Genomic DNA, 16577 nt, shown 5'->3' with positions numbered 1-16577 from the left:
ATACCACATTTATATCTTTTTAGTCATTTTTTATTAATATTTTATCCATTTTATTAACATTTTTAATTTTACTTCCAATTTAGTATTTTTATCTCACTTTTCTTTTTAAAATTTATTAAATATGGATTTCCTACTAAATCTAATAAAGGCTTATCACTTAAGGAATCCGAAAACATATAAGAATTTTTAAAATCAACTTGGATATTATTATCCTTTAAATATTTCTTTAGTCTTTCTACCTTTTCTTCTCCCTTACAGTTCTTTCCTTCCATTATTCTTCTAAATTTTCCTTTATGGAAACTAAATCTTGTTCCTATAATATGGTCTACTTCTTTTATGTCATAAAACTCATTTAAATAAAATTCTGGTGATGCTGAAATTAAATATATATCATATCCTTCACCTTTTAATTTCTTTATCATATCTATTGCATCTTTATATAAAATATTTTTTAGTCTATCTCTATAAAATCCTTTAACTATATTTGCTAAATCTTTTTCTTCGATTCCATCTATAAACTTTAGAAAGCTTTCTTTTACTTTCTTTTCATCAAATACCTTTATTCCATAAAGGAATCCTGAACCTATTGCTCTAGGTAAAAATTTTAAATTTCTTTTATCTTTCATTATCATATATCTAAAAAACTGCATTAATGTTTCCTTACTCGTTATAGTAAAGTCGATATCAAATATTCCTAATTTAACCATTTAAAAAATTCCATCCTTATTTCTATATTTTTCTCTCTAATAAACATTATATAAATATTATTCTTTTAATTAAATAAAAAATGCACTAAAAGTGTTTATTCTTTTAATGCATTTATATATTATTCTATATTATTTAAAAATTCTTCGATTCTATCTAATCCTTCTTTTATATGCTCCATTGATATTGCATAAGATAATCTTATAAACTCGTCTAATCCAAAACCTATTCCTGGAATTACCGCTGTTTCTTTTTCTTCTAATAAAACATCTGAGAATGTTAAAGAATCATTTATTTTTTTAGCATTATAAGTTTTTCCATAATATTTACTCACATCTACCATTACATAAAATGCTCCATCTGGTTTTATGATGTTAATATTTTTTATTTCACCTAATCTTTCAATCATAAAGTTTCTTCTTTTGGAAAATTCTTTTTTCATAAATTCTAGGCTTTCTTTTGGTCCTTCTAAAGCTTCTAAAGCTGCATATTGAGTTATTGAATTAGTATTTGATGTCATATGACTTTGGATAGACACCATAAGTTTTATACAATCCTCATTTCCTGCCGCATACCCAAGTCTCCAGCCTGTCATTGCACTTGACTTAGATAGTCCATTTATAACTATAGTATTTTCATATGCATATGGTGTAAGTGACGCTATGCTAATATGCTCATTATGATCATATATAAGCTTTTCATAAATTTCATCAGATATAATTATAAGCTTTTTCTCTTCTGCAAATTTTGCAATTTCTAATAATTCTTCTTTATTATAAATAGTTCCTGTTGGATTATTTGGACTATTTATAATTATAGCTTTTGTTTTTTCATTTACATTTTCCTTTAAGACATCTACAGTAATCTTAAAATCATTTTTTTCGCCACTATTTATGAATCTAGGAACTCCATCTGCCATTTTTATAAGCTCTGGATAACTAACCCAATAAGGAACAGAAACTATTACTTCATCCATTGGATTTAATATAGCTAAAAATACATTTGCTAAACATTGTTTTGCTCCTGTACTTACAATAATTTGTGATGACTTATATTTTAAATTATTTTCATTTTCAAGCTTTTTACATATAGCTTCTTTAAGCTCTTCTATTCCTGATGTTTGTGTATATTTTGTTTTTCCTTCATTCATAGCTAAGATTGCTTTGTCTATTATATTCTTAGGTGTATTAAAGTCTGGTTCTCCAGCTCCAAAGCTAATTATATTTTTCCCTTCACTTTTAAGCTTCTTTGCTTTAGCTGTAATGTTAAGCGTAATAGATGGTGCTATATCCATTGCTTTTTTAGAAAATTCCATAGTTTCGTCCCCCTTTTTTTACTTACAATTTATTAGTTTATTTAATAATATTTCATTTATACCTTGCGTACCTATTATTATTTCATTTTCTGTAATATCGTGAAAGTCACTTCCACCTGTTATTAAAAGCTTATGCTTTTTGCATATATTATATAGGAAGTTTATTTTATCTTTACTATGACTTGGATGATACACTTCTACACCCTCTAATCCATAGCATTTTAATTCCTTTATGATTTTTTCAATATCCATAGATCTATATATCTTTCCTGGATGAGCAATCACAGGAATTCCACCACTTTCTTTTATAAGATTAATAGCTTCCTTATAACTTAATTTTTTTCCTTGTTCATAAGCTTGCTTTCCTTTAATTAGATACTTGTTAAATGCTACTTTAAAATTTTCCTCATACCCCATATTTACTATTTCATTTGCAATATGTGCTCTTCCTATGGCCTGATGCTCTAATATAAGTTTTTCCACATCTAATTTAATACCTATTTCATTTAATTTACAACAAATCTTTTTTGCTCTTATTATTCGTTCTTCTTTTATTTTATCTACTCTAGCTATAAGCTTTTCATCCTTATAATCAATAAAATATCCAAGCATATGAATTTCTAATTCATTTATTTCTGTGCTAAGCTCAATTCCCGATATGATTTCTATATCTTTTATATTTTTATCTATAATATACTGTGAATCTATTGAATCATGGTCCGTTATTGATATATACTTAACACCTTTATCTATAGCTATTTTTATTATTTCTTCTGGTGTAAGCTTGCCATCTGAATAGGAAGAATGAATATGTAAATCTGCATATTTCATCTCTAAACACCTTCCTTTTCTCTATATAGAATATACCATTATTACTCTCTAATGTAAATTATTTATTTTACATTTTTTCACAGTAGTAATTTTATATTTTCTACTTTTCAAATCACCTAGTGTCGCTATACTTTTATATTCTAAAAAAGAGTAGCAAAAAGCTACTCTCTTATATGTTTTAAGCTTCTGCTAAACTTTCATTATAGTATTTAGCAACTCTATCAAACTCATCTTCTTCTGGAACTATTAATTCTTCATCTTCTGCTCTAAACATAAATACAGAATCATCCTCTGGATTTTGAGCTAAAACATACTCATTTCCTTCAAATTCAAAAGCATCAATGATTGGACATGAAATTTCATTTCCTTCATCATCTACTAAATCTACTACGAAGCTTTCGTGCTCGTGTTCACCACATCCACAACCTTCTCCATGAGCGTGATCATGTTCGTGTCCTGAACATCCACATCCTTCTCCAGACTTACATCCGCATCCTTCATTTCCGTCTTCGTGACATCCACATTTATTTAAATCTTTATCCATATTTCATTCCTCCTAAAATTTCTTTATGTTATCATTCTACCCTTATTTAATTAAAATTAAAAGCTATTTATTTAAATTTTCTACTTTTCTATAATTTTTTTTGCTCTAAAGGACAGTTTTAGACTAAATATAGTATTTTCTTCTTTTTTATGTAATTTTATATAAACTTTTAAGAATCTCTAAAAAATCTATATTTATATTAAAAGAGGCTTAAGTAAAAACTTAAGCCTCTCTATTTAAAAGGATTATTTTCCAGCTAATCTTTTGTAGCTTTCTAATCTATCCATTGCATCTTTTTGAGTTTTCTCAAATAATGCTTCTGCAGCTTCTGGGAATGCCTTAGCAAGTGAAGCATATCTAACTTCTCCCATTAAGAACTCTTTGAAGTCTCCAGTTGGCTCTTTTGAATCAAGAGTGAATGGATTCTTTCCTTCTTCTTTTAAAGTAGGATTGAATCTGTATAATTGCCAGTATCCACAATCAACTGCTCTCTTAGCTTCAACTAAGTTATTACCCATACCAACTTTGATTCCTTGGCTGATACATGGTGCGTAAGCGATGATTAATGATGGTCCTGGATAAGCTTCAGCTTCAGCAATTGCTTTAAGAACTTGGTTCTTATCAGCTCCCATTGAAACTTGAGCAACATATACATATCCATATGACATTGCTATCATTCCTAAATCTTTCTTCTTAGTTCTCTTACCTGATGCAGCAAATTTAGCTATTGCAGCAGTTGGAGTAGCTTTTGAAGATTGACCTCCTGTATTTGAGTACATTTCTGTATCGAATACAAATATATTTATATCGTCTCCTGAAGCAAGTACGTGATCAACTCCACCGAATCCGATGTCATAAGCCCATCCGTCTCCTCCGAAGATCCATTGTGATGGCTTAACTAAGAAGTCTTTTTCAGCTAAGATTTCTTTAGCGATTTCTTCGTTTGAACCTTCTAAAGCAGCTACAACTCTATCTGCTCTATCTCTAGTTCCTTCACCAACTTCTGATTCAGCTACCCAAGCTTCTAAAGCTTCTTTAGCTTCTCCAGTTAAAGTTTCGATTCCTTTGTTAGCTTTTTCGATTAATCTTTCTCTTATAGCTTGCGCTCCTAAGAACATTCCTAATCCAAACTCAGCATTATCTTCAAATAATGAGTTAGCCCAAGCAGGTCCGAATCCTTTATGGTTAGTTGTGTATGGTGTAGCAGGTGCTGATCCACCCCAGATTGATGAACATCCAGTTGCGTTAGCGATCATCATTCTATCACCAAATAATTGAGTTATAAGTTTTGCATAAGGAGTTTCTCCACATCCAGCACAAGCTCCTGAGAACTCAAGTAATGGTTGCTCGAATTGGCTTCCTTTTAATGTTGTTTTCTTCATTGGGTTAGCTTTTGCTGAAACTTTCTCTATTGAGTAATCCCAGTTAGCTATTTCAGCTTCTTGAGTATGAGCTGGTTTCATTACAAGTGCTTTTCCTGGAGCTGGACAAGCTACAGCACAACTGCTACATCCTGTACAGTCAAGAGCTGCTACTTGGATTCTGTATCCTAACTCTTCGTCTGCTTTTATTCCTTTAGCTGGAATTATAGTCATTCCTTCTGGTGCATTTTCTTTTTCTGATGCATTAAATAAGAATGGTCTTATTGCAGCGTGTGGACATACTACAGCACATTGGTTACATTGGATACATTTGTCTGCATCCCACTCAGGTAAGTTAACAGCAACTCCTCTTTTTTCATAAGCAGCAGTTCCTGCTTCAAAAGTACCGTCAACAATATCCATTAAGTCAGAAACTTTTAAATCGAATCCTTCTTGTCTGTTCATTGGTTCAACGATATTCTTAACGAACTCAGTTGCATTTTTAGCTCCTGGTATTTCGCTAACTTCTGCAGTTTTCCATGAAGCTGGGATATTGATTTCTTGGATCATTCCGATTCCTTTATCAATTGCAGCATTGTTCATGTCAACAACTTTTTGACCTTTTTTACCGTATGAAGTAACAACAGCATCTTTTAAGTATTTAACTGCATCTTCAACTGGGATAATGTTTGCAAGCTTGAAGAAAGCTGATTGCATTATCATGTTGATTCTTCCACCTAAACCAATTTCTTGAGCTATACCAACAGCATTTAAAGTGTAGAACTTAATGTTGTTTTCAGCGATATATCTCTTATATGATCCTGGTAAGTGTTCTTCTAATTGTTCTGGTGTCCAGATAGTGTTTAATAAGAAAGTTCCGTTTTTCTTTAATCCATCTAAAACATTGTATTTAGTAACGTAAGCTTGGTTGTGACAAGCAACGAAATCAGCTTTATCTATTAAGTAAGGTGATTTAATTTGCTTTTTACCAAATCTTAAGTGAGATACTGTTATACCACCAGATTTTTTTGAATCGTATGCGAAGTATCCTTGAGCATACATATCAGTGTGGTCTCCGATGATTTTGATAGCACTTTTGTTAGCACTTACTGTTCCGTCTGATCCAAGTCCCCAGAACTTACAAGCTGTAGTTCCTTCTGGAGTTGCATCGATGTCAGTGTGTACTTCTAATGAAGTGTTAGTTACATCATCAACGATTCCAATTGTGAATCCGTTTTTAGGATTTTCTTGAGCTAAGTTTTCGTATACTGCAGCAATGTCTGAAGGGTTAGGGTCTTTTGATCCTAGTCCGAATCTTCCTCCAACGATTACTGGAGCGTTTGCTTCTCCGTAGAATGCACTTCTAACGTCTAAGTATAATGGCTCTCCAATTGATCCTGGTTCTTTAGTTTTATCTAAAACAGCAATTTTCTTAACAGTTGCTGGTATAGCTGCTCTAAATCTAGCTACGTCAAATGGTCTGAATAATCTTATCTTAACTAATCCAACTTTTTCTCCGTTAGCATTTAAGTAATCGATAGTTTCTTCACATACGTCTGTAGCTGATCCCATAGCTATGATTACTCTGTCAGCATCTTGTGCTCCATAGTAATCGAAACAGTGGTATTCTCTACCAGTTAACTTAGTTATTTCTGACATATATCCTTCTACGATATCAGGAATTGCATCATAATATTTGTTAACTGCTTCTCTTGTTTGGAAGTAGATATCTGGGTTTTGAGCTGTTCCTCTAGTTACAGGGTGACTTGGGTTTAAAGCGTTCTTTCTGAACTCGTTTAAAGCATCAAAGTCAACTAATCCTTTTAACTCTTCGAAATCTAAAACTTCGATTTTTTGTATTTCGTGTGATGTTCTGAATCCATCGAAGAAGTTTATGAATGGTATTCTACCTTTGATAGCTGCTAAGTGAGCTACTGCTGATAAATCCATTACTTCTTGAACTGATCCTTCAACAAGCATAGCACAACCAGTTTGTCTAGCTGCCATAACGTCTTGGTGATCTCCGAATATACTTAATGATGATGTAGCTAATGCTCTAGCTGCAACATGGAAAACTCCTGGAAGTAATTCTCCTGAAATTTTGTACATGTTTGGTACCATTAATAATAAACCTTGAGAAGCTGTATAAGTTGTTGTTAAAGCTCCTGCTTGTAATGATCCGTGAACTGCTCCTGCTGCTCCTGCTTCAGATTGCATTTCAACAATCTTAACTGGTTGACCGAAGATATTTTTCATTCCTTTAGCTACCCACTCGTCTACGTGTTCTGCCATTGGTGATGATGGTGTAATTGGGAATATAGCTGCTACCTCAGTAAATGCATATGAAATATGAGCTGCTGCTGTATTTCCGTCCATTGTTTTCATTTTTCTCATCGCGGTGACCCCTCTTTCATTATAAAAAATTTATAAATTTAGAATTTTTTCTAAATAGAGCGATATTCTATTTAGAATTTTTTATAATAAATAAAATTAAATTTCAAACTTTAAAATCGAATTTTATTTATCTGATGGTTAATAATTCACATCTATTATTTCCCATAAAAATACTTATTAAATTTTTACGAGTTCCCATCTCCTTTATTATATATCACTTTTTTTTTTTTGCAAGTTTAAAAAGGAAAAAAATGAACCATTTTTCTCCTTTGTGTGTGTATAATCTTTTTCTATTTTTTATTTTTTTCTATTGTATTCATTATAAGGTTTATAATTCCCTTAACACCGTCATTCATCTGACTTTTATTCATGGCTTCTAGAAGATTTTGTTTACTGTTTTTTAACATTTTTATTTCACTCATTAATCCAACTTTTCCAAGTTCCTCTTCCTCAACCACTAATGAAAACCCTTCTTTTTTAAATGAATTTGCATTTAATATTTGGTCTCCTCTACTTTGATTTCTAGATAATGGAATTAAAAGTGTTGGTTTCTTTAAAGCTAAGAATTCAAATATTGAGTTTGCACCAGCTCTTGATATTATAAAATCTGCTGCTTGCATTAAATTAGGTAACTCTTCACTTACATATTCAAATTGCTTATATCCTCTTTTACCTTCTAAGCTTTTATCTAAATTCCCTTTTCCACAAATGTGTATTACATTGTTTTCTTTTAAAATTTCGTCAAGATTTTTTCTTATTTCATCATTTATTATTTTTGCACCAAGACTTCCTCCCATTGCTAAAATAATTTCTTTATCATCTGTAAAACCACAAGCTTCTTTCCCTAAAAGCTTAGAACCATTTAACATTTCATATCTTATAGGACTTCCTGTTAAAACTCCTTTACCTTCTTTTACATGTTTTAAACTTTCTCTAAATGTTACGCAAAGTTTGTCACAAAATGGTGAAGCAAGCTTATTTGCAAGTCCTGGTGTCATATCTGATTCATGTGCTATTACTGGTATTTTTTTGATTGATGCTGCAATTACTACAGGAACAGTTACAAATCCACCTTTTGAAAATATAATATCTGGCTTTTCTTTTCCTAAAATTCTTAAGGCTTGTGCAACACCTTTCATTACTTTAAATGGGTCTGTAAAATTCTTTACATCAAAATATCTTCTAAGCTTCCCTGATGATATTCCATAATAAGGTATTCCTGCTTTCTTTATTATCTCTCTTTCCATTCCGTCTTTGCTACCAATGTATTTTATAGAAAATCCTAACTCTTCTAAAGATGGAACTAAGGCTAAGTTTGGTGTAACATGCCCTGCTGTTCCTCCTCCTGTCATTATTATCTTATATTTTTTCAATTTGTTCACTCCTTATTAATTGAATCTAAAGCTTTTAATATTTAACTGGATGTTTTTATTTCCCATATATTCATTTATATCAGGATAATATATAATATCCATTTTAAAATTACAATTACCTCCAGCATATTGTAGCTTTAAAAATTCATCTTCTCCAAAGGCTTCTTCAAAGCCCTCTTTAAACTGGTCGTATCTATTAAAATTTACTCCATCTATAGTTTTACCATTTTTCATCTCTATTTTAAACCTTAAAAATCGTTTTTCTTTTCCCATAAAGGAAATTTTTTTCACAGTTATAGCTTTTTCTCCAAATGTTGGCGAATTATTAGCTTTTCCAAAAGGTCTCATTTTATTTATTTCATCTAAAATTTCAAAATCTAAATCCTCTAAAGAAAGCTTTGTATCTATAAATGTTTTTTGCATTATATCCTCATCTGTTAATGTACAAATTTCATTTAACCTTTTTCTAAGAGGTACTATGTTCTCTTCTTTTAAGGAAAGCCCTGCCGCCATAGGGTGTCCTCCAAACTTCTCCATTAAATCCTTACACTTGCTAAGCTCTTCAAACATATTGTATTCATCAATGGACCTTCCTGACCCTTTTGGCATTTCATGACCTTTCGTTAATACTATCGTAGGAAGATTATAACTTTCTCTTATACGCCCTGCTACAATCCCTGCTATACTTTCATGAATACTATCTTCATAAACTACTATAACTCTATCTTTTTCTTCTAATTCTATTTCTACCTTTTCCTTAACCTTTTCCACGCTTTCTAAAGTCATTTCCTGTCTTATTTTATTTAATTCATCTAATCTATTAGCCAGTTCCTTTGCTTGTTCCTTTTCTTCACATATTAAAAGTTCTACTGAAATATCTGCAATTTCAAGCCTCCCTGTTGCATTTATACATGGACCTATTACAAAACCAAAATGATATTCATTTATTTCTTTATTTTCTAGTTCCTTAACTTTTATTAATTCTTTAAGTCCTATTTTATCTGTATTATTTATACGTCTTAAGCCTTCTTTTACAATTATTCTATTTTCATCTAATAAATCAACTACATCACAAACTGTTGCAATAGCTGCATATTCTATTAAATCGAAAGCTTCTTCTTCTATTCCATACATTCTATAAAGGCCCTGTATAAATTTAAAGGCAACTCCTGCACCACAAAGATTTTTAAAAGGATATGTGCAATCTTCTCTTTTAGGATTTATTATTCTATCTGCAATTGGCATCTTTTTAATTTTCACTCCATCTTCCTCTACAAAAGGAATATCATGATGGTCTGTTACTATTATTGTCATACCAAGTTCTTTTGCAAGGGCTACTTCTTCAAAGGCTGCTATTCCATTATCACAAGTTATTATTATTTCACAGCCCTCTTCCTTTAAAATTTTAATTCTTTCCTTATTCATACCATATCCTTCACTTTCTCTGTTTGGGATATGATATTTAAAGTTTGCGTTTAATCTTTTAAAACCCTTATATAAAATACTTGTACTGCAAACTCCATCACAGTCATAGTCTCCATATATTACGATTTTCTTTTTATCTTCTATTCCATCTTTTATTATTTTTACGCTTTCCTCTAAATCTTTAAGGAGATAACTATCATACATATTCTTTATATCTCCATAAAGAAAAAGAGAAGCTTTAGCTTCACTATCTATTCCTCTATTACTTAAAAGTCTTAATGTAAGCATTCCCTCATCATTAAACTCTTTTGTTAACTTTAGAAATTCAGTCTTTTTATTCTTTAAAAGCCACTTCTCTTTCATCTACATCACCCTATTTACTTTTTAAAAAGCATTCCTTTTTCTAAATTTTCTGCTTCTTTTGTAAGTCCTAAATATCTTAAAATTTCATAAGAAAATTCTAATGCTGTACTTGGTCCTCTACTTGTTAAAATATTTTTATCTATTACAACATTTTCTTCTAAATATTTCACCTTTTTCTCATCTTCTAAAGAATTTGGGTAAGATGTAATTTTTCTTCCTTCAATAATTTTAGCTTTTTCCAAAACTATAGGTGCTGCACATATAGCAGAAACAAGCTTTTCTTCTTTGTTCATATATTTAACTAACTCTATCACCTTATCATTATCTCTTAAATTCTTAGAACCTGGCATTCCACCTGGCAATACTATTCCATCAAATGCTTTTACTTCTTCAGTTAAAGCTTTATCACAAACTACCTTTATATTATGGGCTCCAGTTATCTCTAATCCGCTAGTACCAATCATTAAACATTCTACATTTGCACGTCTTAATACATCTACAACTGTAAGTGCTTCTATTTCTTCAAAGCCATTACTTAGTAGTACACCTATCTTTTTCATTTTTTCACCTCATTATTTTTTTATTAACTGAATATTTTTAACTTCATCTTCCATATTCATTTGAATTACACTTGACCCTCTTCCTGCTCTATTTTGCAGTTTTAAGTCTTTTATAAATATTTTATTTTCAACCTTTTCTTTAGTTATTACTGAAAGGTCATAATAATCATCTTCTAAAAGAGTTGCATATACAACTTCTTCACCATCTTTTAAAGTTATTCCTGTAACTCCTGAAGTAAATTTACCCATCTGTGTTACACCACTTGAGTTAAACTTTATCATAACTCCTTTTTTAGTAAGCATAATAATATTTCCATCATTTAAGGTATCTATAAATGTTACTACAACAGAATCATCTTTAGACTTTAGCTTGTAGTATCCTCCATTTATATAATCACCTTCAAATTCTTTTAGTGATGTTTTCTTTATTATTCCTTTTTTGGTAATTGCATATACACCAAGTTCTTCTTTATATTCTTTAATTGAATATAGTCTAATTATATTTTCATCTTTTTCTAGTCCATCAATAACCTTACTTAAAGCTATATCTTCTTCTATTACTTTTTCTAACATAAAGGCTTTTATTTTAAACATGTTTCCTTTATCTGTGAATAATAATAAATGGCTTAATGTATCTGTATACACTTTAAGAGTATCATTTTTACTTATTCGACTAGATAATTTAAATATATTCTTATTTCCAAGAGCTATACCAAATTCTTTAAATTCTAACTCTTTTCTATACTCATAGCTTATTACTTCATCATTTTCTGATAAATTAAACAAGAACTTTCCTAAAAGATTTTTAGGAGTATTTTCTAATTCTCCTATATCTAAATTAAATCTAAGCCCTAACCTAGTTTGAACTTCTAAGAAGTTTTCTTTTTCTTCCTCATTAAATAAAGTTACCTTTACTATTTTTTCATCGCCCTTTAATTTTATAGCTTGAAGCTTTGAATAGCTTGTTTTAAAATTATCTAAACTTGTATTCTTTATCATTCCTGCATTAGTAATAAATTGAATATATCTACTTGGATTTAAAGTAGTTATTGAAATTATATTTACTATCTTTTCCTCTTCTAAATTAAGACCTCGTACAATATCCTCAATTCTTTCACCTTTATCTTTCCATTTTCCTTCAACTATATTAATTCCTTTAGTTTGATACATATTCCCTTTTTCTGTGAATATTAGAAGTGTATCTCTTGTGTTAGATTGAATTAAGAATCTTAGGAAATCTCCTTCTCTATAATCAATTTCATTTTTATCTGCGTTTGATCTTAGGTAATTTTTATGTGGCATTCTCTTTATAAAGCCTTCATTTGATATAGTTATCATTATGTCTTCAACAACTACTAAATCTTCCATATCAATTTTAGCTAAACTATCATCTTCTATTATTTTAGTTCTTCTGTCATCTTTATATTTTTCACTTACTTCTATAAGTTCTTTTTTTACAACCTTTAGAAGTTCTTTTTCACTACCTAAAATTTTCTTTAATTTTTTAATAGTTTTTAAAAGCTCATCATATTCTTTTTTATAAACATTTATTTCAAGACCTGTTAATCTATAAAGCATCATTTCAAGTATTGCATTTGCTTGAATTTCAGTAAACTCAAATTTCTCCATTAAATTAACTGAAGCATCCTTCTTAGATTTTGAAGCTCTAATAGTTTTTATAACTTCGTCTAAAACATCAATAGCTTTTATAAATCCTTCTACAATATGAAATCTTTTTTCTGCAATAGCTAACTCTCTAGTACTTCTTTTAAAAACAATTTCTTTTTGATGTTCTACATAATATTCAATCATTTTCTTTAAGCCCATTTTCTCTGGCTTACCATCTGCTAAAGCTACCATATTAAAGCTTATGTTACATTGAAGTTCTGTCTTTTTAAACAAATATTTTAAAACTTTATCAATGCTTTTCTCATCTGTTGCTTTTTTAAATTCAATAACAGCTCTTATCCCATTTCTATCTGATTCATCTCTTATGTCAGTAATACTTTCTAAAACCTTAGAATGTTTCTTGTCTCCTGTCATTTCAGAAATAGTTTGAAGTATTCTTGCCTTATTTCTTCTATAAGGGAACTCTGTTATAACTATACCAAGTCTTCCATTTTCTAAAGTTTCTATATTAGTTTTTGCTCTATAGCTTACTTTTCCATCTCCTGTTTCATAAGCTGCAAGAATTGATTTTTCACCTATAAGTATTCCACCTGTTGGAAGGTCAGGCCCTTTTATATATTCCATTAAGCCTTTTGTATCTATTTCATTATTATCTATATAAGCAAGAACTCCCTCTGTAACTTCCCCTAAGTTATGTGGAGGAATATTAGTTGCAAGTCCAACTGCAATACCAAAAGCTCCATTCACTAAAAGATTTGGATATCTGCTTGGAAGAACCTTTGGTTCCATTTCACTATCTGAATAGTTTGGTACCATCTCCACTGTTTCTTTATCTATATCTTTTAACATTTCCATTGCAATATTTGATAGTCTTGCCTCAGTATATCTCATTGCGGCAGCACCATCTCCATCAATTGAGCCCCAGTTTCCATGTCCATCAATTAGAGGGTTTCTTGTACTAAAGTCTTGTGCTAATATTACCATTGCTTCGTATACTGATGTATCACCGTGTGGGTGATACTTACCTAAGATATCCCCGACTATTCTAGCTGATTTATAGTAAGGTCTTTCCGGATATGCCTTTAGCATATGTGCTCCATAAAGTATTCTTCTATGAACTGGCTTTAATCCATCACGTACATCTGGAAGTGCTCTTTCTTTAGCTACTTCTATTGCATAAGGTAAGTAGTTATCAGGCATTGCCTCTTCAAGTGGCACTCTAATAATATTTTTATCTGTTGGTATTCTATTTTCTATTTTTTTAGCCATTTAAAAATCCCTCCTTCTTAAAACTCTCCATATTTATACATATATTTTCTTCTTGGTTCTACTATATCACCCATTAATAATGAAACCATTTTTTCTGCTTTTGCTGCATCATCTATAGTAACTTGCATAAGTGTTCTTGTTTCAGGGTTTAATGTTGTATCCCAAAGTTGGTCTGGGTTCATTTCTCCAAGTCCTTTATATCTTTGAATTAAGGCACCTTGCCCAATTTTCATTTTAACTTCGTCTAATTCATCATCTGAATAAGCATATTCAAATACTTCCTTATTTTTAACCTTTTTATACACCTTATATAAAGGAGGTTGTGCTAAATAAAGATGTCCATTTGCTATAAGGGGTCTCATATATCTATAAATATATGTCATCCATAAAGTTCTTATATGATATCCATCTACATCCGCATCACTCATAATTATTATTTTGTTATATCTTAAATCATCTTCACTATAATTATCTAAAGTTCCTGTTCCAAGTGCTGTATTAAAGATTTTAAGCTCTTCTGATGCAAGTACATTTTCAAGCTTCTGCTTTTCAGTATTCATTATTTTACCCTTTGATGGCATAATACTTTGGAATCTTCTATCCCTTGCTTGCTTTACAGAACCTCCTGCCGAGTCTCCCTCTACAACAATAAATTCATTATATATCTTTTCTTTCCCTGTACAAACTGCAACTTTACCTGCAAGAGGTGCAGTTCCTTTTCCTACTTTTTTCTTTTCAGCCTCATTTATTTTTTTTATCTTTTCTCTTCTTTGAGCTGCTGCAAGTGCATTATTTATAATTCTTGTTCCAAGTTCCTTATTATCTTCAATCCACTCTCCAAGCTTTGTATATGCAAGCTCATTCATCATAGTATAAGCTTCATTGTTTCCAAGCTTTGTTTTTGTTTGTCCTTCAAAAACTGGATTAGAAATTTTAATTCTAACTATTGCAGTCATACCTTCTCTTAGGTCATCACCTTCAAATTCCTTATCCTTTTCTTTTACTATTCCAAGCTTTCTTGCCCATTCTTTAAAAGCTCTTGTCATTCCAGTTTTAAAACCTGTTTCATGTGTTCCTGCTTCTGTTGTTGGAATGTTATTTACATAACTTGCTATATTGTCTGTTGAAGAGTCTGTAAATTGCATACAAACTTCTCCTTCCATAGCTATTCCCGAAATTTCTTTACCACCTTCAAAAAGAATTGGGTCCTTATGTAAAGGAGTTTTACTTTCATTTAAATATTCTATAAAGTCTAGAAGTCCTCTTTCTGAGTAATACTCTTTTTTAACTTCTTCACCTTTTCTATTATCTATAAGCTCAAGTCTCATTCCTTTATTTTGGAATGCTAATTCTTGTAACCTTTCATCTATTATGTCAAATTTAAAATCAGTTACTTGGAATATTTCTTTATCTGGTAAAAATGTAATCTTAGTTCCTGTATCTTTGCATTTACCTACTACTTCAAGTGCTGTCACTGGTGTTCCTGGCATATCTTTTTTAAGTTCTTTATCATATGCATATTCAAATCTTTGTCTATATATTTTACCACCTTGATGAACTTCTACTATAACCCACTTTGATAAAGCATTTACAACTGCAGCACCTACTCCATGTAATCCACCAGAAGTCTTATAGTTTTTATTATCAAACTTTCCTCCAGTATGTAATTCAGTATATACCATCTCTACACCGCTCTTCTTTTTTATAGGGTGTATTCCTGTTGGTATTCCACGACCATTATCCATTACTGTTACACTTTTATCTTTATTTAAAATAACTGTTGCTTTGTCTCCATATCCATTAGATACTTCATCAATAGCATTATCTAATATCTCCCAAACACAATGGTGTAACCCTTTAGTTCCAGTAGATCCAATATACATCCCTGGTCTAACTCTTACTGGTTCTAATTTTTCTAATGATGTTAAAGATGTTACATCATATGAGTTTTTATTATTCATCATCTTCTCTCCTTTAATTACTCTTCTATTTCCTCTAGTATTTCTTCCTTCTTATATAATGGTTCTAATTTTTTATAAACCTCTATAAGCTTATTAAGTGTATCTTCCCTATCTTCATTTTGGATAGTTTGGATAAATGTTTTTTCTTTAAATCCATTTAAGTACATTGGATCATAATAATTTTCCATAAGATTTATGCACGCTTCTCTATAGTTTCCATCTTTTATCATATCCTTATATTCTTCAACTTTTTTAACACTTAAATATTTCTTTATTTTGTCCATAGCTTCTAAAAGCTCTTTTATACCTTCTTCATTTTGAATATATTCATGTGTTAATAAATCACATCTATTTTCAATTGAATCTTCTATCCAAACCTTTGAACTTTCCATAATCTTTTCCCAAATATTATCTGGTATTATTATTCTTCCAATTCTTTTACTTTCCCCTTCAGTAAAAACTAAGTTAGATTTTCTTTTTGAAAGTGCATAGAATACTTCTGTTTCAAAAGCTTTTTGAGTATTACAAGCACCTATAGATACTGAACCTAATAATGAACCTCTATGATTTGCAGCTCCCTCTAAATCTAAGATATCAAAGCCTCTATTTTGAAGTTCTTTTAAATACTCAGTTTTTCCAACTCCTGTTTTTCCATATAGAGTTATAAAGTTTACATCTTCTATAACTTTATTAAAGTTTTCATTTATATATCTTCTATAGGCTTTATATCCACCCTTAAGTTTATAAACTCTAAGACCTAATGAATATAAAAGAGAATGAATACTACTGCTTCTCATTCCACCTCTAGCACAGAATATAACAACTTTTTTTCTTTCTACTGAATAAA

At 30.5% G+C, this 16577-nt stretch carries 11 protein-coding genes; all 11 read right to left on the bottom strand.

Features of this window, described 5'->3' with window-relative positions; translation table 11 throughout:
• Positions 1-68: 68 nt before the first annotated feature.
• The gene (locus ACRC28_RS12215) at positions 69-707 is read right to left on the bottom strand and encodes an HAD-IB family hydrolase (RefSeq protein ID WP_438543723.1); all 639 of its coding nucleotides are present in this window, start codon (positions 705-707) and stop codon (positions 69-71) included.
• A gap of 119 nt (positions 708-826) precedes the next feature.
• Positions 827-2020 (bottom strand): pyridoxal phosphate-dependent aminotransferase, encoded by a 1194-nt coding sequence (locus ACRC28_RS12210; RefSeq protein ID WP_438543722.1) that lies wholly within the window; start codon positions 2018-2020, stop codon positions 827-829.
• A gap of 18 nt (positions 2021-2038) precedes the next feature.
• On the bottom strand, positions 2039-2851 hold the full coding sequence (locus ACRC28_RS12205; RefSeq protein WP_438543721.1) for a PHP domain-containing protein: 813 nt from the start codon (positions 2849-2851) through the stop codon (positions 2039-2041).
• A gap of 178 nt (positions 2852-3029) precedes the next feature.
• Positions 3030-3395, bottom strand: a complete 366-nt coding sequence (locus tag ACRC28_RS12200; protein ID WP_438543720.1) for a DUF1292 domain-containing protein — start codon at positions 3393-3395, stop codon at positions 3030-3032.
• 245 nt (positions 3396-3640) lie between these two features.
• Positions 3641-7150 (bottom strand): pyruvate:ferredoxin (flavodoxin) oxidoreductase, encoded by a 3510-nt coding sequence (gene nifJ / locus ACRC28_RS12195; RefSeq protein WP_438543719.1) that lies wholly within the window; start codon positions 7148-7150, stop codon positions 3641-3643.
• Between the two features lie 290 nt (positions 7151-7440).
• The gene (locus ACRC28_RS12190; protein WP_438543718.1) at positions 7441-8523 is read right to left on the bottom strand and encodes an undecaprenyldiphospho-muramoylpentapeptide beta-N-acetylglucosaminyltransferase; all 1083 of its coding nucleotides are present in this window, start codon (positions 8521-8523) and stop codon (positions 7441-7443) included.
• A 15-nt stretch (positions 8524-8538) separates the two neighbouring features.
• Positions 8539-10311, bottom strand: a complete 1773-nt coding sequence (gene recJ, locus ACRC28_RS12185) for a single-stranded-DNA-specific exonuclease RecJ (protein ID WP_438543717.1) — start codon at positions 10309-10311, stop codon at positions 8539-8541.
• A gap of 14 nt (positions 10312-10325) precedes the next feature.
• Positions 10326-10871, bottom strand: coding sequence for a DJ-1 family glyoxalase III (locus tag ACRC28_RS12180; protein ID WP_438543716.1), 546 nt, complete (start codon positions 10869-10871; stop codon positions 10326-10328).
• 12 nt (positions 10872-10883) lie between these two features.
• Positions 10884-13769, bottom strand: a complete 2886-nt coding sequence (locus tag ACRC28_RS12175; RefSeq protein ID WP_438543715.1) for a DNA topoisomerase IV subunit A — start codon at positions 13767-13769, stop codon at positions 10884-10886.
• Positions 13770-13786: 17 nt separating this feature from the next.
• Entirely contained in the window at positions 13787-15733 is a 1947-nt protein-coding gene (locus tag ACRC28_RS12170) for a DNA gyrase/topoisomerase IV subunit B (protein ID WP_438543714.1), read from the bottom strand.
• Between the two features lie 14 nt (positions 15734-15747).
• Positions 15748-16577, bottom strand: an 830-nt coding sequence (gene mnmH / locus ACRC28_RS12165) for a tRNA 2-selenouridine(34) synthase MnmH (RefSeq protein ID WP_438543713.1), incomplete at its 5' end; no start/stop codon positions are given.

It is taken from the genome of Clostridium sp., from assembly GCF_051650885.1.
Lineage (GTDB): Bacteria > Bacillota > Clostridia > Clostridiales > Clostridiaceae > Clostridium.
Note: the sequence above shows the minus strand (reverse complement) of the source record. Positions and strands in the feature narration are given on the sequence as shown.

Bases quoted from the DNA above. Each gene is read 5' to 3' on its own strand.
- ACRC28_RS12215 (WP_438543723.1), bottom strand. From the start codon at position 707: ATGGTTAAATTAGGAATATTTGATATCGACTTTACTATAACGAGTAAG.
- recJ (WP_438543717.1), bottom strand. From the start codon at position 10,311: ATGAAAGAGAAGTGGCTTTTAAAGAATAAAAAGACTGAATTTCTAAAG.
- ACRC28_RS12200 (WP_438543720.1), bottom strand. From the start codon at position 3,395: ATGGATAAAGATTTAAATAAATGTGGATGTCACGAAGACGGAAATGAA.
- ACRC28_RS12210 (WP_438543722.1), bottom strand. From the start codon at position 2,020: ATGGAATTTTCTAAAAAAGCAATGGATATAGCACCATCTATTACGCTT.
- nifJ (WP_438543719.1), bottom strand. From the start codon at position 7,150: ATGAGAAAAATGAAAACAATGGACGGAAATACAGCAGCAGCTCATATT.
- ACRC28_RS12170 (WP_438543714.1), bottom strand. From the start codon at position 15,733: ATGATGAATAATAAAAACTCATATGATGTAACATCTTTAACATCATTA.
- ACRC28_RS12180 (WP_438543716.1), bottom strand. From the start codon at position 10,871: ATGAAAAAGATAGGTGTACTACTAAGTAATGGCTTTGAAGAAATAGAA.
- ACRC28_RS12205 (WP_438543721.1), bottom strand. From the start codon at position 2,851: ATGAAATATGCAGATTTACATATTCATTCTTCCTATTCAGATGGCAAG.
- ACRC28_RS12175 (WP_438543715.1), bottom strand. From the start codon at position 13,769: ATGGCTAAAAAAATAGAAAATAGAATACCAACAGATAAAAATATTATT.